13 protein-coding genes, 1 tRNA gene and 1 CRISPR repeat array are annotated in these 17,150 nt (G+C 39.2%); of the genes, 4 read left to right on the top strand and 10 right to left on the bottom strand.

All coding sequences use genetic code 11. The features are described 5' to 3' along the window. The first annotated feature begins 11 nt into the window (after window positions 1-11). Together QUB80_RS10760 and QUB80_RS10755 are read left to right on the top strand one after the other, a co-directional pair. Window positions 12-683 carry a ComF family protein gene (locus tag QUB80_RS10760; RefSeq protein ID WP_289789503.1) on the top strand — a complete coding sequence of 224 codons (672 nt, stop codon included), beginning with the start codon at window positions 12-14 and terminating at the stop codon, window positions 681-683. A gap of 81 nt (window positions 684-764) precedes the next feature. Then, window positions 765-1,226 carry a PPC domain-containing protein gene (locus tag QUB80_RS10755; protein ID WP_289789876.1) on the top strand — a complete coding sequence of 154 codons (462 nt, stop codon included), beginning with the start codon at window positions 765-767 and terminating at the stop codon, window positions 1,224-1,226. 14 nt (window positions 1,227-1,240) lie between these two features. On the opposite strand, the gene cobS is transcribed toward QUB80_RS10755, so the two are convergent. Next, complete coding sequence (cobS, locus tag QUB80_RS10750; protein ID WP_289789502.1) at window positions 1,241-2,017, bottom strand: adenosylcobinamide-GDP ribazoletransferase; 777 nt, start codon at window positions 2,015-2,017, stop codon at window positions 1,241-1,243. A 447-nt stretch (window positions 2,018-2,464) separates the two neighbouring features. Here cobS and QUB80_RS10745 point away from each other — a divergent pair, with 447 nt between their 5' ends. Then, complete coding sequence (locus QUB80_RS10745) at window positions 2,465-2,917, top strand: hypothetical protein (RefSeq protein ID WP_289789501.1); 453 nt, start codon at window positions 2,465-2,467, stop codon at window positions 2,915-2,917. A gap of 316 nt (window positions 2,918-3,233) precedes the next feature. Here the strand turns inward: QUB80_RS10745 and QUB80_RS10740 are convergent. From QUB80_RS10740 to QUB80_RS10710, 7 genes are all read right to left on the bottom strand, one after another. After that, window positions 3,234-3,307 (bottom strand) — tRNA-Met (locus QUB80_RS10740). Between the two features lie 158 nt (window positions 3,308-3,465). Then, window positions 3,466-5,775 (bottom strand): peptidoglycan DD-metalloendopeptidase family protein, encoded by a 2,310-nt coding sequence (locus tag QUB80_RS10735; RefSeq protein WP_289789500.1) that lies wholly within the window; start codon window positions 5,773-5,775, stop codon window positions 3,466-3,468. A 218-nt stretch (window positions 5,776-5,993) separates the two neighbouring features. After that, the gene (locus QUB80_RS10730; RefSeq protein WP_289789499.1) at window positions 5,994-6,140 is read right to left on the bottom strand and encodes a hypothetical protein; all 147 of its coding nucleotides are present in this window, start codon (window positions 6,138-6,140) and stop codon (window positions 5,994-5,996) included. A 453-nt stretch (window positions 6,141-6,593) separates the two neighbouring features. After that, complete coding sequence (locus QUB80_RS10725; RefSeq protein WP_289789498.1) at window positions 6,594-7,064, bottom strand: tRNA (cytidine(34)-2'-O)-methyltransferase; 471 nt, start codon at window positions 7,062-7,064, stop codon at window positions 6,594-6,596. Between the two features lie 273 nt (window positions 7,065-7,337). Next, window positions 7,338-8,474: a glutamate--cysteine ligase gene (gene gshA / locus QUB80_RS10720; RefSeq protein WP_289789497.1), complete on the bottom strand. Its 1,137-nt coding sequence runs from the start codon at window positions 8,472-8,474 to the stop codon at window positions 7,338-7,340. 63 nt (window positions 8,475-8,537) lie between these two features. Further along, complete coding sequence (locus tag QUB80_RS10715; protein ID WP_289789496.1) at window positions 8,538-9,455, bottom strand: histone deacetylase family protein; 918 nt, start codon at window positions 9,453-9,455, stop codon at window positions 8,538-8,540. A gap of 50 nt (window positions 9,456-9,505) precedes the next feature. Continuing rightward, window positions 9,506-9,772: a hypothetical protein gene (locus tag QUB80_RS10710; RefSeq protein WP_289789495.1), complete on the bottom strand. Its 267-nt coding sequence runs from the start codon at window positions 9,770-9,772 to the stop codon at window positions 9,506-9,508. 215 nt (window positions 9,773-9,987) lie between these two features. Between QUB80_RS10710 and QUB80_RS10705 the strand changes: the two genes are divergently transcribed. Then, window positions 9,988-11,025 (top strand): mechanosensitive ion channel family protein, encoded by a 1,038-nt coding sequence (locus tag QUB80_RS10705; RefSeq protein WP_502875294.1) that lies wholly within the window; start codon window positions 9,988-9,990, stop codon window positions 11,023-11,025. A 133-nt stretch (window positions 11,026-11,158) separates the two neighbouring features. On the opposite strand, the gene QUB80_RS10700 is transcribed toward QUB80_RS10705, so the two are convergent. Further along, window positions 11,159-13,246 (bottom strand): S-layer homology domain-containing protein, encoded by a 2,088-nt coding sequence (locus tag QUB80_RS10700; RefSeq protein ID WP_289789493.1) that lies wholly within the window; start codon window positions 13,244-13,246, stop codon window positions 11,159-11,161. 156 nt (window positions 13,247-13,402) lie between these two features. Then, the gene (locus tag QUB80_RS10695) at window positions 13,403-13,645 is read right to left on the bottom strand and encodes a hypothetical protein (RefSeq protein ID WP_289789492.1); all 243 of its coding nucleotides are present in this window, start codon (window positions 13,643-13,645) and stop codon (window positions 13,403-13,405) included. A 131-nt stretch (window positions 13,646-13,776) separates the two neighbouring features. Continuing rightward, a CRISPR array of direct repeats spans window positions 13,777-17,096; the repeat unit is 37 nt; unit sequence GTTGAAATTATAATTAATCCCTATTAGGGATTGAAAC. Window positions 17,097-17,150: the final 54 nt, after the last annotated feature.

Below are 17,150 nucleotides of genomic sequence, written 5' to 3'. Positions count from 1 at the left end.
TTGAAGTGATTATGCAAGTCTGGAATAAAGCGCTCGCATCTTTTCTAAATTTATTTCTCCAATCTCATTGCCCTTTGTGTCAACGTTCCGCTCCACAGGAATTGTGTCAAAACTGCACTCAAAAGTTACAAAAATTTCGTCTTTCTACCACTAGCAGTTTAAGACAAGACTCTGTGCCTATATTTGTTTGGGGAGCCTATGGTGGTATGCTCAAACGAGCCATTGCTATCATGAAATACGAAAACCAGCCCCAAATTGCTCGTCCTCTGGGTAAATGGTTAGGAGAAGCATGGTTATTACAACACGAATGCGATCGTAAACTAAAAGTAGTTCCGATTCCACTCCATCCCCAAAAACTACAACAGCGTGGCTATAACCAAGCTGCACTGATAGCCCAGAGCTTCTGCGAAATAACTGGATTAAAATTGAAACAGAATGGTTTAGAAAGAGTCAAAGCAACGGACGCACAGTTTGGCTTATCTGCATCTGAACGAGAAAAAAACTTAACGGCAGCCTTTGAATTAGGGCAAGACTTTTACCGTCGTCCAGATGCTCCAGTTTTATTAGTAGATGATATTTATACTACAGGTGCAACTACCAGAGCCGCTGTGCAAACACTTCGTCAAAATGGAATAGCAGTTTCTGGTTTAGTAGCAGTTGCCACCACTGTTAAAGACGGATAATAAAGTGAACAAATAGCAATCCCTGCTAAACAAAACTATAATTGACCAAATTACGCTATTTTTGTGGAAAAACTCTTGGGGATGTTAAGTAAAACTTTTGCGGTGGGTTTGAAACAAACTATTTTCATTCCTACCTCTTTGCTGGTAATTGGCATGAGTTCAACAGCAGTTTTTGCCCAACTTAATAAGCTGTACAATCCAATTCCTTTGCCCAGCACTTATGAAGTTGCCGATACGCTATCAGATAAAGATATACCTACAGGTCAGGGTGGATTTGCCCGTGATTATATGGTGAAGTTAAATAAGGGTGATAATTTAGCTATTGATCTCAGTTCTGATAATTTCGATAGCATTGTCACACTACTGGGGCCAGATGGTACAACAGTAGCAGAAAACGATGATGGCCCTGATGGCAGCAGCAATTCTTTATTATTTACCCGTATTACCCAGGCTGGGATGTACATTGTCCGCGTTCGCTCCTTTGGCGAAACAGGTGTAGGAGCTTTCAAGTTGAAAGTTACACGATTGCAGCCAATCAAATAATAAATTAAAAACAATTAAAAAACAGTGGTCAATACACACAATAACAAAGCTTCAGTCCATTCTACAACCGCGCCGTATGTATCGCCTGTATGCCCACCTAGTTTATGATTGAACCAAGCACCAACGCAGAGGGCGATCGCACTTCCTGCAATTACCATGACAAAACTTTCAAGTAATTTACTTCGCTCCATAAAAATTGGCCAAATACTCAAGCCTACCAAAAATAATAGTGTTGGCAACCAATCTCGATAAGAACGAATAGCTTGTTTGTGAAATGCCCCCTTGCCAGTCGGTTTCAAGTAAGGGTAGCGAACAATCGCCAGTACTTGCCCCCAACGCCCCCAACCCATTGCCGCACTCAAAACCAACCAACGGTTTTCCTGTAAATCAGCCAATGCTGCCGTTTTGAGTAGTACTAACGCGATCGCTACCATTGCCCCAAAAGCACCTGTGGCACTATCTGCCATTACCTCTAATCTTCGCTTCGGATCGCCCACTGCCAAACCATCAGCAGTATCCATTGCTCCATCCAAATGCAATCCTCCAGTCATGGCAATCCAAGCACAAACTAATAGAGCACTGCGAGTCAGTGTTGCCATGCCCACATATTGCATCAGAGCATCAAATAGCCCTAAAATCACTCCAACTATCGCCCCTACTACTGGTGCAAGTCGCGCCACACCTTGGAAGTTGAAAGCATCTATAGATGGCAGTGGAATAGTCGTATAAAAAGTGATAGATGCTCCTAAATCTAACACTAGTTGTTTCCACCACTGACATTTATTTGTCATGTTAGTTACGCTAATGCAAAGTAGAGATGCGATGAATTGAACCTGTACAATAGTCTAAAATTCTAAAGTGAAAATATACACTTTCAAATCCTGAGTTTACAAACCCAAGTTGAAAATAGTTACTAATATTTTTTTACATATGTTTACACTAAGACTAAAAAATTCAAATAAGATTTAATGAGACTATAAACTTCACTATAAAAGTTTGCTATGCTTAGATTCAATTACAATCAATTAAAAGTATAAATGATAACCTAAATAATTTTACGTAAGTACAATTTCGTTAGTGGCACTTTTATAGTGTTTTCTCAACCAAATAATTTAATAATTTATTGCAGTTGATTCAGGCGATCGCCCTACAAAGTTGATAATAAATGGAAGGGACGAGAAAGCGGCGAAATCGACTGTTGAGTCTTGTTCCATCTGTGCTCGTAAAGTAATTTGATTATGAGTCATCATCTACCCGAAAGTCAGATCCCAGCTCCATGCATCATCAACACAGGTGTAGTTGTAAATAAGTTGGATATGCGGCGACTTCTAGCCGATTTAGGACGTGTCCGCTATATTTACACCCAAGATGGTGAATTGCGGAGCGAGGGTGAAGGAGATGTGATGGAAGTGTTTGCTAACCCACGGCGTTCAACCTTAGTGGCTAACCATACTCTATATCTCAATCTTTATAGTTTTGATTATTTAGAATTAAAACTGTTACCACAACAACAAACCTGCTTCGATTTGGTGCAAGAAGGAAACTGTCTCCGATTAATTCCTCTTTCTACTCCTATGCAAGAACGGCAGGAGCGTTCGTTAAATGTGAGCGCCATAGAAGCGATGATGGAGCAGGTTCTTTCAGCTAGATGGGATGCAGAAATTGACGACGATTCTTCAGAGCCGTTTTGAACTGATAGCACTTGAGTGTTTTCATTATATATTGACCAAAATCCAACACTGAAATACCGCTATGCTGTACATAGGGACTTAAAGCAGTGAATAGCAAAAAGCACCACTCTTGATCTTCATAAGTGTACAGGAGTTGCGCAATTAGCCTCTGAGAACTCATCTCAATTGGCAGTAGCGAGAGCGATTCAGGTATATTACCTGTGAAAATTTCTTTTATCTATTTTTGTCTCTTGTGTTGAGTACGATCACTTCCCAAATAGACAAAACTTTCAAAGATAGTGTTCCCGAACACGTAAAATATATTTTTGCTTCCTAATGGCTCAGGTGTGATTCGAACACACGGCCTAGGGCTTATGAGTCCCCCGCTCTAACCTACTGAGCTACTGAGCCAAACTTTTCTCACCGATTTCTAAATATAGCACACAAGCTTTCTCATGGCTAGTCTCTCATGGAAATTTGTTGTATTGAAAACAGGGAACTCATCAGCAAAAGAGGGAGATAAAACTCCCTCAAGCACTAGAGAATCATTGAGTTAGCAAATAAAACAACTAGAGCCGCTCTTGCGGTAAGTAAGCAATCGGATTAACAGCTCCCTTACCTGATGAATGAACTTCAAAATGTAAATGAGGACCAGTGCTAAAGCCAGTGCTGCCCATTAAGGAAATGGGTTGTCCTTGCTGCACTTGTTGACCAGCCCGTACCAAAACCTTGCTATTGTGAGCATAGCGTGTTAAGGTTCCATCGCCATGACGGATATCTACAAGATTGCCGTAGCCACCGGGATTCCATCCTGCTTTCTCAACTACACCAGCTGCTGCTGCAACAATTTGTGTACCAGTTCCGTTAGCTATGTCAATTCCTTTATGCATCCGTCCCCAACGCCAACCATAACCGGAGGTAAGAACACCTTTTGTTGGCCAAATAAAACCTGTGGATGTCGGTGAAATTTCCTCAATTGGTTTAGGCAGGTATATATCAACCGAGGCTAAAGGTGGTAATTCTGGAGAAACTTTGGTTCCTCGTCTTACGCCAAGAGAGCGAGAGGCATCTACATCTACAGACGGTGTTGCTACCTTAGTACCTCGGTTAGACTGGAACTCAGGATTAATTGGTTCATTAGTCGGTTGAGTAGCACGGAAGGAAGGCTTAATTGGCTCTGGATTATTAGATGCCCTAACCTGAGGAACGGGAATTGATACTGATCTTTGAATCAAAGGAGCAGCTACAGTGTTTGGTGTAGCAACTGGAATTGGTACTGATAAACTCTCACTGGGTTTGGATTGAGAGCTTTGTAAAGCAGTAGTATCGGTGGTATTTTGTGTAACTGTTGAATTACCAGATTGCTGAGAACGGTACTTGGCTCGCAGTTTTTCAATTTCTGCTTGTAGGCTGCGCAAACGCTGATTGCTCTTAGTATTTGTGGTTGTGGCGCTATCCTCTTGTCTGGCTAACCGTGTCTGGTTTGTAACTTTCGGTAGAGGAGTATCACCACCTATACCATTGGTATTACTTGTATTAATGGCAACTGGGGCTGCAAAATTTGTTGGAGTCGGCTCTGTATTTGAAATTTGGCTACTCGTTTGTTGCCAAACTCCAATCATAGGAATATTTTTGTTAGCAATAACTGAATTCGTATTTGTATTGACAACCTTGGAAGCGCTATTCCAATTAAAAGCTGGTGAATAGGGCGTTGCTGCTGTTTGAGTTGAAGTATTTTTTGCTGGAACTTTAGGAATAATCAGCTTTTGATCAACCAGCAGTTGGTTGGGATCTGTAAGATTATTGGCTTTAACTAGTTCTGAGATTGAAGTGCCGTATATTCTGGCGATCGCTGCCAACGTATCTCCACGTTTAACTTTATATTTTGCCGTAGTGGATAGCGCTACAAGTGTCGGTGAAGCTGGTGTTGGCTCTAAACCTGGCGTTGCAGATGTCGGTGAAGCTACTGTTGGTTCTAAAACTGGTGTTGTCGGTGTGGGTAGAACTGCTGTTGGTACTGTTGCTGAAGTAGATAGATTTGTTGCAGTTGCCCGCTTTAATTTGGATATCAGGTTAGCTTTACTAGAATCTGTTTGTGATTGTGGTCTAAAAGTGCTGCTTGTATTTGCTTGTGACGCGTTTTCTGGCACACTTGCTGATGGGAGTGTGTTTGCAGCAATCGGTGAGAATCCTTGAGTCTGCCCGGAGCGCAATTGTGTCAGACTTGCTCTTAATCGATTCGATTTTTCTTGTAAACGGTAGAGTGCAAACTCTTGTTGTGCCTTTAGTTGGGCATCTACTTCACTCTTTACCGCATCTGTTGTAGTTGAGCTTTGTGGTTGAAAAGCAGCAAAGGTAGTTTGATTACTATCAACACCGTAAGCCCTAGATAATTTCTCTACTGTTTGAAGTTGTTTTTTGACTTTCTGTGCATTCGCGCTTTCTAAAGAGGCACCTTGTTTTACTGCTGATGGTGCATTAACTTGTACAGGTTGCCATTGCGCACCAAATCCAGGTACTTGTGAAGCTGCTTGTGGCTCAACGAAGACAGGATTTTCAACTGCTTTGCCTGCCAAAGAACCAGTTTTAGACTCCCAGCGATTTGCGGCAGCAAGTTTCACCTCTGCATCCGCAATAGTAGGAATCGTTGAGGCTGTATTTTGGTTGCCTACAGGTTCTGCTGCAAGGGCTCGATCGCTTTGTCGAGTCACCAAAAGGCTGGTTGCTCCCATTGAGATTGCCAGTCCAATCATGGCGGCTTTTGTCGGTACCCGGTGATAATTGCGTGGATTAACTACGTTCTGGTGTTCCACCGGTACATCCTCACTTTGGGCGTTTTCTAGCACAGCCTTCTCTTTTTTCTTTAATGCTCGTTTCAAAGACGACCTCCTATGATCACTAGCGCTTAACTGACCTCAATATTTCGGTCGGATACTAGTCAATGATTTAGATCACATCGAACTGTAGATCAAGATCACACTCTCCAGAGATACTTAGGCAAGATTAACTTGCTTCTGTAATTTAGACAAGTTTACATCCTTTAAATTTGGTAAAAATGAAATTTTGCCGTTTACTTGGTTTACTTGTCTATCACTCCTCATAACCTTTGACAGTCGTTACCGTGATTTTTCACTGATTTTGCTTCAAAAACTAAGGCTGATAAAAATATATATTTAACCAAGCCTTCATAATCTGCAAGTATTTCTCCTGTCAGGGCTGATAAAAGAGCTTTACTCCTTGCCATAGACATTTTCAAGGTTTTTTCGCTCAATCCGCGACCCAACAAGAGACTTTAAGTTGATTATTCCCTAAAAAATCACTGTAATAACTTTCATGCAATTTTCATGATTATGAAAAGTCAACGAGCTACAAATACATTCAAATGGTTGTTATGACTGACTTACACGTTTTTTGTTCCCTCCCGGAAAAAAATTAAGTTCACGAAAATCTATCTTTGGGTGTGACCTTAAGCTAGTTTTTGATATACAAATTTCTTATATTATCCTACTCACTCTCTAAGTATTTTTAACTACATTTTGCTGAAAATTTAAAAATTAGGTGTAGGAAATTAATTGTGTTTACTGCAAAATATGGAGGGAATTTTACTGCAAAAAGAACTTAGAACATTGAATCTGTTCAGTTTTTCTAAGCAATAATACTCAAAGTATCATTTGACGTACCCTTTCTTTGTGAGCACTTATTGAAGTTTTTGGAAATTGCCCAACTGACGTCGTGCTTCAAACAAGCCTACTGCTACGCTAACTGAAAGATTTAAGCTGCGTACCTTAGGTTGGCTCATGGGAATGTAGAGAGTAGCATCACAAGCAGACAGAACGCTTGGTGGTAAACCTGTAGTTTCACTGCCGAATAATAACCAGTCGTTTGCTTGAAACTCAAAGCTGGTATAGTCAAAGCTTCCCTTCACACTAAATCCTAGCCATCTTCCTCCAAGTTTCTGGTGTACGATTTTAAAGGCTTCAACAGATTCGTGATAATGGAGCTTGACATAAGGCCAGTAATCTAAGCCAGCTCTTTTAAGATAGCGATCACTAATTTCAAATCCTAAAGGCCCAACTAAATGTAATTCTGTACCAGTTGCAGCGCAAGTACGAGCAATGTTACCTGTATTTGGAGGGATTTGTGGATTAACTAGAACTACCTGAGGCATTTTTTGAGCAACTTTATCAGAACTTTAAAATTGAAGTATAAATTCTTACTTACCAATCTAAGTAAACTAGTGGTTGTTATAGAATTTTTTAATATTTATCAAATTACTATAATTGATTAGAAAATTAAAATAAATGAAAAAATCTTACTTAAGGGTGAATTTGAGAGTAGTGATGGATTGTGTCCAACAGAAGCTAACTTTTCTGTCTCATAGCAGTTGAAATTATCTCCAGAAAAATCTATCACTCTCCTGGAGATACCTAAAGATATGGTGTTATGCCACCAAACTAGAACACAATTTATCTGCTAGCTCCATTTCACGCTCTTGAGTAGCACTAATAGCCTGGATAATCGTGTTACGAACACTAAAACCAACTTTGTGTAGTTGCAGCCACTGCTGGGCTTCATTACCTTCGCGGAGAATTTTTTGCAAAGGTGATAGAAAACAACTAAAACCTTGTTGCTTGGCTAGCATCCACACTTCCTGATAAAGTTCGTCAATCCAATCTCTAGCAAGGATGGTTCTTCCGTCTTGCCAATGTAACAATTGAGCATCAAGGCTTGAAGTTGCTGCTGCAATTTCGTTAGCAGTGGTAAGAGAGATGAGTTCCTCATTCGAGAAACTGCTTTGGGTCAACGGATCGAGTTGAGGATTTTCTAAGAGCTGTAACAGGCGCGCTTCTAGTAAAGCGGTAATTGCCAATAACGCAATTGGATCTGTGACTAAATCACAAATTCGCAATTCGAGTCGATTTAAATCATAGGGGCGGCGATCGCCATTTGGTCGTACAGATGTCCATAAATGACGAACATTTTGCATTGTTCCTGCTACGAGTTGCTGTTCTACCCATTCAATATGGTGGGCATGGCTTTCAAATAACGGAACATAGGTAGGAGTATGGGGAAAGACACGCCAACGAGTGGAATGGTAGCCAGTAGCTTTGCTATCTAAGAAAGGAGAAGAGGCACTAAGGGCAAGGAATAATGGTGCTTCCACCCGAATTAACCGACAAGCCCGCATTAACAACTCAGGATCGCTAATACCAATATTGATGTGAATGCTGGCAGTGACTACTTTAGTGCCGTAAGTATTCTCTATATAGTCGTGATAGGGATTTGTGGGATCGGAGCGAAAAAAGCGATCGCTACCACCCAAAGATAGAGTACTACCTGGAATTAAAGTATAGTTGCCTAACTGTTTCAGATATTCTCGCAATTTGAGGCGAGGACGCACTAAGGCACACAATAACTGTTCATAATTGCTGATTGGTGCGGTTGTGTATTCTACATTTCGGCTATCTGGTTCCCGCACATACCCATCTAAAGAGGCGGTAATCTTGTCGGAGAGACCGACTATATCACCATTAGGTGTGCCTGTGTACATCTCGATCTCAAAGCCTTTCAATAGCACCTTATTCTTTCTCCTCGGCTCTCCTTATTTATAAATTGTATCGAAGGAGACGACTTTAGTGCTTCACAATCGAAATTGTTGATAAACTTCACTCGCAGCTCTATGTAGGAGGGAGTGGCGATAGACTAGTGCATTGAGATCCTCAGCATAACCACCACCGATCACGCAGGCAACGGGAATAACAGCCGCGACACAGGTACTCAAAACCTGCATTTCCCGACGATAAATGCCAGTATCTGTGAGGGCTAATTTGCCGAGGCGATCGCCAATATGGGGATCGACACCCGCATCATAGAAAACTAAATCTGGTTTGACATCCGACAATAAATCTGACAAGTAATCTGCCAAAGTTTGTAAATAGGCATCATCTTCCATTCCCACCGGGAGAGGAACATCTAAATCGCTTTTTTGCTTAGTACCAGGAAAGTTTACTTCACAGTGCATTGAAAAGGTGAAAACGCTATCGTCACCTTGAAAAATAAAAGCGGTGCCATCCCCTTGATGAACATCCAAGTCTACGATGAGAACTTTTCGGACTAACCCAAATTTTTGCAAGACACGGGAGGCAATAGCTAAATCGTTGAAAATACAAAAACCAGAGCCATAACTAGGAAAAGCGTGATGCGTACCACCAGCAGTATTGCAAGCTAAACCATGACTAAGTGCGAGTTGGGCTGTCAGGATTGTACCACCTACTGCCACACAGGTACGATTCACTAATAGCGGACTCCAAGGCAAACCAATCCTGCGTTGTGCTTTTGGAGTTAAGGTTCCGTCACAGTAAGCTTGAACATACTCTGGCGTGTGAATTAATTCGATTAGCTCTTGTTCTGGGCATAGAGGAATGCGAAATTGGTGAGGAGAAGCCACTCCATCTTTTAACAGTAGTTCATAGAGTTGCCGGAATTTGGGCATGGGAAAACGATGTCCTTTTGGCAAAGGAGCAATGTAATCTGGATGATAAACCAGTGGTAAGTCCATTGTTAGGCTATTAGCTATTTCTTAACCCATTCGGTATTTTAAGCAGTTTTTTAGAACCTGCGATCGCGCTGTAAATCATAAATAACCTTTTCTAAGTACCAGTTATCGGATTTACCCGGATGTAATTGCCGTTGATGCTTGAGTAGGCGCTTGGCTGCGGATACATCACCACGTAGGAGAGTGAGTAGTTGTTTTTGCAATTGCCTATTTTTAGGATCGCTCAAGTATGAGAGACTTTTCCCCCGTAATCGATTGCAAAAAAGTATGAGTGCTAAAGCAACAATAACCAAAATTAGAAAGATAAAAACGCTTTTCATACACAAGCAAGTAAGGAGCATAACTCTGTCATGCAAGCATTTACCTTATGGCAACAAGAGTGAATTCTCGTATTTTTCATCCTTAAGCGATCGCTTTCGCTTCAAGTCTTATATTTCGGCTGACATGGAGAGATTTTAGTGAACTAATCAGCAAAAAAGTTAATCTCAAGATGTAATATCAACTAAAGTCTTTGATTGAAAATACCACATTGCTCATGAACATGATGGAATTAATCGTGCCAGTTGTGTTTATCATAGCTGGTGTAATTGCTGGAATTATTGGCGAAAAAATAATTTTCAGTAAGCTCAGAAAATTTGTGAGCAGGAGTAGGCTTCCAGGAAGTGAAATCATCTTTAGCTCTCTGCATCGAATGACATTTATTTGGTTAATATTGGCTGGTTGTTTTGCAGCAACTCTCAGTTATCCTCTCAATGCCAATATTTCAGAAGCAATTAAACAAGTTATTACTATAATTTTTCTATATTCAGTCGTTTTAGTATTTGCCAAATTAACTGCTGGTTTTGTTAATTTATTTTTGCAAAGAACAGAAGGAGTGTCAGCATCATTATTTTCTAATATTACAAAGATAGCGGTTTTAATTTTTGGGATTCTAGTTATTTTACAAACAGTAGGAATTCAAATTACACCATTGATTACAACTCTAGGCATTGGTGGACTTGCTGTTGGTTTAGCCCTTCAAGACACATTAGCTAATTTATTTTCAGGTGTATACTTAATTATCTCTAAACAAGTAAAAACTGGAGATTACGTTAAATTAGATGGTGGATATGAAGGATATATTACAGATATTACCTGGCGAAATACAACTATAAGAGAACTTTCAAATAACGTAATTATTGTACCGAACTCTAAATTGGGAACTTCTATTTTCACTAACTATCATTTACCAGTTAAAGAAATTACCTTAACGCTAAATGTTGGTGTTAGTTATGATAGTGATTTAGATAAAGTTGAAAGAGTTACTTTAGAAGTAGCAAAGGAAGTAATGCAAGAAATTGCACCAGGTTTAATGAAAAATGAACCTTATATGAGATTTCATACTTTTGGTGACTTTAGTATAAATTACACTCTTTATATGCGTGTTAATGAATTCTTTGAACAGCGCCTTGCCAAGCATCTCTTAGTTAAGAAATTACATAAACGCTATCAGCAAGAAAGAATCGAAATTCCTTTTCCGATTAGAGATGTTTATGTTCAAAATAATGGAAATAAAGTTATCAATCAGGATTAACAAAATGCCCGCAGGCTGGAAGCCTGGGGCTAAAAGTACAAAGCCCACGGAGGTGGGCTGAAATCTTTATAGTCCGCACAATTTTTGTAGGATGGGTAGAGCGTAAGCCTTACCCATCATCACTTAAATTTAGCTACTTACGTCCTGGTGTACGTCCACCTTCATCATTACTACCACCATGCGGACGAGATTTACCAGGATCGCACCCTTCAGCGCCGTTACCAATTCCTTGGTTACAATTACGTTTCCTGATCTTGGTATCGTCATCATCGTCGTCATCGTCGTCATCGTCGTCGTCATCAATCTTCTTAGATTCGACGTCTTTACCTTCCACAGTATACCGAGAGGATATATCCATAACTTCGCCCGTGCTAACTAATGCTTTATATAACAAAGCACAGACTTCCGCTCTGGTTGCTACTTTCTCGGTATTGAGAGTCTGAACATTAGGATAATTTACAACAATACCTCTTTCTGTGAGTGCGGCGATCGCACTGCGGACATCGCTGCGAATCATGGCAGCATCACTGTAAGCAGCTAAAATTGTCTCCGTAGAACCACTCACACTGTAATTTAGCCCTTGAGCAAAGCCTAACAACACTTCCAAGCGAGATAGGGCTTCATTAGGATTGAACTGATTACCATAAGTTCTTAAAAAGCCCATTTGATAAGCTTCCCGAATCGCATTATAAGCCCAAAAAGCTGTTGAGACATCCTTGAATGACATTGCACTACGAACTTTTACCCTGTCAAAAGCTTGACTAATCATTGCTGCAAATTGGGCGCGAGTTAGTTGCTCATCAGGGCGAAAACTTCCATCTGGAAAACCTTCGATCATTTCCAATGCAGCCAATTCAGCAATAAAATCTTTTGCCCAGTGATCTGAATAAACATCAGAAAACTTCACCTTGATACTACGGGCTACACCTACCTCTCGATAAGCCATCATTAATTGACTGATATCGTAAGTAGAACTACCGTGATCATTAATTTCAGTCACTTGTACCAAACTGCCAGGAGTAGCTTGCAAAGCCTCTGCAAGATTGGAATTTGTAACGCTCATAGATTGACGAACTAAGGCAAACTCACTTTGAGTAAAGGAGGTAGGATAAACACTATTTGCAGTTATTGCTGACAAGCCTTGAACTTGGAACTGATTAGCTTGAACTTCTCTAGAACTACTAAGAAAACTAACACGCTGACCATTAACTTGGGTAAAGTAGTCATAGGTAGTAGCACCTGCATCAATTCTGCTATCGAAGTCAGTATCAAGACCATAAACGGTGCGAATGACTTTATACTCTGTGGGGTTCGCCGACAAAATTAAATTAACCATTGTGTTTGCCGACAAGCACTCAAATTCGCTGTAACCAAGAAAGCGATTTTGCAAATCGTACAAGCGCACAACAACACGATCGCCTGCTTTTAACCCCTTCACAAATTTCGCTTTGTGCTTCATCTTGTACTTATAGTCGCCCAAAAACCGCTCTTTGGCATAGCCTTTACCACGTTTGGTTTTAACAGAAATACGGCTAATAACTTCCGAGAAGTTACCGGAGGGTTGCAAGATTGCGAGAGTGAAACCTGGTTTTGTACTTTTAACTGCAACAGTAGCCGCACTGATTTGAGTGCTGCCTTGTCTGTTTGCAACACCCACAGCACTTGTTTGGGTGCTACGTTGGTGTAGGGTTGCGGTACGGCGCTGCATTGTAGTACGACTGCTGTTTTGCTGAGTTAAAGATTGTACTCTCGCTATCATGGCGCTAGCTACTTGCGATGACTCTTCATCCAGCATGGCTAATGTTCCAGCTTCGTCTGTGCGATACACCCACATCTGCCTATTGCTAGCTACGACAACTTGCCAACCAGGTACTAAAGCCTTAGAACAAATCCCATTTCCTTTCAAACCCAAACAACCATTAGGCCAAGTTATCTTTTCTGCTTTTACAATCCGTAAAGTGGAGGTTCTTAAGTTTGTGCGGTGGGTAATATCTTTTAGAACAGCAGTTTTGACAATTTCTGGCGCGTTGTTTCCTGCATAGTCACTAACAGACTGATCGGCTAAAAGTTGCTCTGTGGAATTAGTCAGTTTTAGCTCGATAGCGTCAGGAACTGCTGATGTAGCTAATGCAGGTGCCATTTGCGAAACAATAGCTACACAACTAGCAATAGAACTTACTTTACTGAAAATCACCGAGTTCATGTAATTTTTGTATCTCATCTCACACCGTACTAATTAGGTAAAAATAAAACAGGCCTAAATAAACCCTTACCTATTAATCCCTTCGTACGAATATAAAACGAGATACTTTAAAAAAATTCATGATAAACGTTACATTCCTGCTTTAAGTAGTAATAAAAATTATTTTTTACTCTTCTATCCCAAAGGTGATCGCATCTGAACAATCTGATGAAGCAGGATGCCGAGTAATATTAGCTTTTGCTTTTGTTTGTCTAGTGTTTTGCTAAAGTCTAATTTATCGGTAATAAACAATCGCGCGATCGCACCATTTTCTTGACTCAATGCGCGGATGAGTAGGTGTTGGAAAATCTGCTTCAGAAAAAATCGCTGGATTTCTTTTACGATAAGGGATTTGGGCGATCGCACTACTTCAACCATCCGCGCTCCTTGCCCAGATTGGATTTGAGCGATTTATACCCTACTCAATCGAAATTTTTCATGCTATGATTGCCCCATCCGCGCAAAAGAACCTTGAAAACCCAATATTGATTGACTTTCCGGCTGCCGCAGTTGAAATTATAATTAATCCCTATTAGGGATTGAAACCTTTGACCCTATGGCAGGCATCGTTAAGTTTTTCGAGTTGAAATTATAATTAATCCCTATTAGGGATTGAAACTATGTATCCATACCAAGACTACCGGGTACCGTTGGGTTGAAATTATAATTAATCCCTATTAGGGATTGAAACAACATAATATGCCAAGGAACTCAAAAGACTATAGAGGTTGAAATTATAATTAATCCCTATTAGGGATTGAAACGCTAACCAGTTAGGCTTGAAAATACCATCACCTGAGTTGAAATTATAATTAATCCCTATTAGGGATTGAAACCTTTAGTATCCCTTCAAGCAGCTGGAGGACTACTCTGTTGAAATTATAATTAATCCCTATTAGGGATTGAAACTTAATAAAGCCTTACTTTCGTTATCCACTGGTGCATGTTGAAATTATAATTAATCCCTATTAGGGATTGAAACAAAGCAGTAGCAGGCTAAGGCTAGAGCGTCGGCGTTGAAATTATAATTAATCCCTATTAGGGATTGAAACTCCGTAAGTGGCTCTGACTTCCCTAGTACTCTCTGGTTGAAATTATAATTAATCCCTATTAGGGATTGAAACACAGCTCTCAGGGAACTTAGAACGATTTAAGAGAGTTGAAATTATAATTAATCCCTATTAGGGATTGAAACATCTTTAACTTCACCCCCTGCAAACACCATACAGCAAGTTGAAATTATAATTAATCCCTATTAGGGATTGAAACTTTGCAAACTCACGCGCATTCAAAAGTATTCCCGCTTCAGTTGAAATTATAATTAATCCCTATTAGGGATTGAAACTTATAGTGAGCTATAGAAGGCTGTCCGTCTATAGTTGAAATTATAATTAATCCCTATTAGGGATTGAAACGTTCATATGGTGGCACCGATGGGATTGTGGTAGGAGGGAAAGGTTGAAATTATAATTAATCCCTATTAGGGATTGAAACTGAAAGCCACCCAGCAATAACAAAGAATACTTCTAAGAAGTTGAAATTATAATTAATCCCTATTAGGGATTGAAACGTAGGCTTGAGCTAACATAAAATGTGACTTTCCCATGGTTGAAATTATAATTAATCCCTATTAGGGATTGAAACATTAATAATGTCCTTGCAACAGGTTCTATACCCTCTGTTGAAATTATAATTAATCCCTATTAGGGATTGAAACTATCATGCTTGAGGTGAAAAACGAGCTTTCATTTCTAGTTGAAATTATAATTAATCCCTATTAGGGATTGAAACAGTTTAAGTAATATTTTATCCATCTGATTTTTGAGGTTGAAATTATAATTAATCCCTATTAGGGATTGAAACCTACAAAGCATGGATTAGACCTCAATCCAAGAGTAAGTGTTGAAATTATAATTAATCCCTATTAGGGATTGAAACCTGATATAAAACTGGCGAGAAAAACCGCGCACTCGAGTTGAAATTATAATTAATCCCTATTAGGGATTGAAACAATTTAGGAGTTATCTTTAATACCTAGCACCAATTTGTTGAAATTATAATTAATCCCTATTAGGGATTGAAACACTTCTTTGGTGCTCACGCTGTGGGTGAGATTTTGTTGGAATTATAATTAATCCCTATTAGGGATTGAAACTGTATCCTCATGCTGCTCTTACTCCTATAAATGGAGTTGAAATTATAATTAATCCCTATTAGGGATTGAAACTGTATGAGCGATGTTGAAAGATTGTTAGACGGCGTGTTGAAATTATAATTAATCCCTATTAGGGATTGAAACCCATATCCAGATGCGATCGCACCTAAGCTAGTTCCGTTGAAATTATAATTAATCCCTATTAGGGATTGAAACGTGCTTTATCAATCTCAATACCTAATCGAGATGCGGTTGAAATTATAATTAATCCCTATTAGGGATTGAAACATTTACTACAAACACGAAAGTGCTAAGGTTTGGGCTAGTTGAAATTATAATTAATCCCTATTAGGGATTGAAACAACGAATTTTTCGCCAAAACCCTCAAAGCTGCTAGCGATGTTGAAATTATAATTAATCCCTATTAGGGATTGAAACCCAAGAAAATCGTGCAGTTTTTAGGTAAATAAATAGTTGAAATTATAATTAATCCCTATTAGGGATTGAAACAGTAGTTTGTTACTTTACCACAAGAGCGTCACTGGTTGAAATTATAATTAATCCCTATTAGGGATTGAAACTGATTTGCTCTTGGTACTTGAGCAGGTATTTTTGCAGTTGAAATTATAATTAATCCCTATTAGGAATTGAAACACTTCCCAGACTGGGCAACTTTATATTTCTTTTCGTGTTGAAATTATAATTAATTCCTATTAGGGATTGAAACGGATAGCCAGCATTAGAAAAAGCAGTTTTTATGGCGTTGAAATTATAATTAATCCCTATTAGGGATTGAAACCAATTGTAGAAGCTTTTTATTGTAAAATCCTTGCCGTTGAAATTATAATTAATCCCTATTAGGGATTGAAACACAATCACGAAACAGGTTTAACATTAGCAACTAAGGTTGAAATTATAATTAATCCCTATTGGGGATTGAAACAAAACCCATTTCTCTTACTCTACCTTCTAAATCTTCGTTGAAATTATAATTAATCCCTATTAGGGATTGAAACACTTCCCCAATCACCAACTAACTACTAATCAATATGTTGAAATTATAATTAATCCCTATTAGGGATTGAAACTCTTCTCTTACCCTTCGTATACAAAATTAAAAGGGGTAGTTGAAATTATAATTAATCCCTATTAGGGATTGAAACCACGTCGTTGATGCACTGCCCTTGAATTTGATTCGGTTGAAATTATAGTTAATCCCTATTAGAAATTGAAACAAGCACAATATCAGTATTGTTGTACAGCCAATACACGTTGAAATTATAATTAATCCCTATTAGGGATTGAAAACCCATTCTGATCAAAGCTTCGAGGGGTTGCAGATTAGTTGAAATTATAATTAATCCCTATTAGGGATTGAAACTCTTCTCTTACCCTTCGTATACAAAATTAAAAGGGGTAGTTGAAATTATAATTAATCCCTATTAGGGATTGAAACCACGTCGTTGATGCACTGCCCTTGAATTTGATTCGGTTGAAATTATAGTTAATCCCTATTAGAAATTGAAACAAGCACAATATCAGTATTGTTGTACAGCCAATACACGTTGAAATTATAATTAATCCCTATTAGGGATTGAAAACCCATTCTGATCAAAGCTTCGAGGGGTTGCAGATTAGTTGAAATTATAATTAATCCCTATTAGGGATTGAAACTCTTCTCTTACCCTTCGTATACAAAATTAAAAGGGGTAGTTGAAATTATAATTA

This window comes from Chlorogloeopsis sp. ULAP01, from assembly GCF_030381805.1.
GTDB lineage: Bacteria > Cyanobacteriota > Cyanobacteriia > Cyanobacteriales > Nostocaceae > Chlorogloeopsis.
Note: the sequence above shows the minus strand (reverse complement) of the source record. Positions and strands in the feature narration are given on the sequence as shown.

Bases quoted from the DNA above. Each gene is read 5' to 3' on its own strand.
- QUB80_RS10710 (WP_289789495.1), bottom strand. From the start codon at position 9,772: ATGAAAAGCGTTTTTATCTTTCTAATTTTGGTTATTGTTGCTTTAGCA.
- QUB80_RS10755 (WP_289789876.1), top strand. From the start codon at position 765: ATGTTAAGTAAAACTTTTGCGGTGGGTTTGAAACAAACTATTTTCATT.
- QUB80_RS10695 (WP_289789492.1), bottom strand. From the start codon at position 13,645: ATGGTTGAAGTAGTGCGATCGCCCAAATCCCTTATCGTAAAAGAAATC.
- cobS (WP_289789502.1), bottom strand. From the start codon at position 2,017: ATGACAAATAAATGTCAGTGGTGGAAACAACTAGTGTTAGATTTAGGA.
- QUB80_RS10700 (WP_289789493.1), bottom strand. From the start codon at position 13,246: ATGAGATACAAAAATTACATGAACTCGGTGATTTTCAGTAAAGTAAGT.
- QUB80_RS10705 (WP_502875294.1), top strand. From the start codon at position 9,988: ATGAACATGATGGAATTAATCGTGCCAGTTGTGTTTATCATAGCTGGT.
- QUB80_RS10730 (WP_289789499.1), bottom strand. From the start codon at position 6,140: ATGGCAAGGAGTAAAGCTCTTTTATCAGCCCTGACAGGAGAAATACTT.
- QUB80_RS10745 (WP_289789501.1), top strand. From the start codon at position 2,465: ATGAGTCATCATCTACCCGAAAGTCAGATCCCAGCTCCATGCATCATC.
- QUB80_RS10760 (WP_289789503.1), top strand. From the start codon at position 12: ATGCAAGTCTGGAATAAAGCGCTCGCATCTTTTCTAAATTTATTTCTC.
- QUB80_RS10725 (WP_289789498.1), bottom strand. From the start codon at position 7,064: ATGCCTCAGGTAGTTCTAGTTAATCCACAAATCCCTCCAAATACAGGT.
- QUB80_RS10715 (WP_289789496.1), bottom strand. From the start codon at position 9,455: ATGGACTTACCACTGGTTTATCATCCAGATTACATTGCTCCTTTGCCA.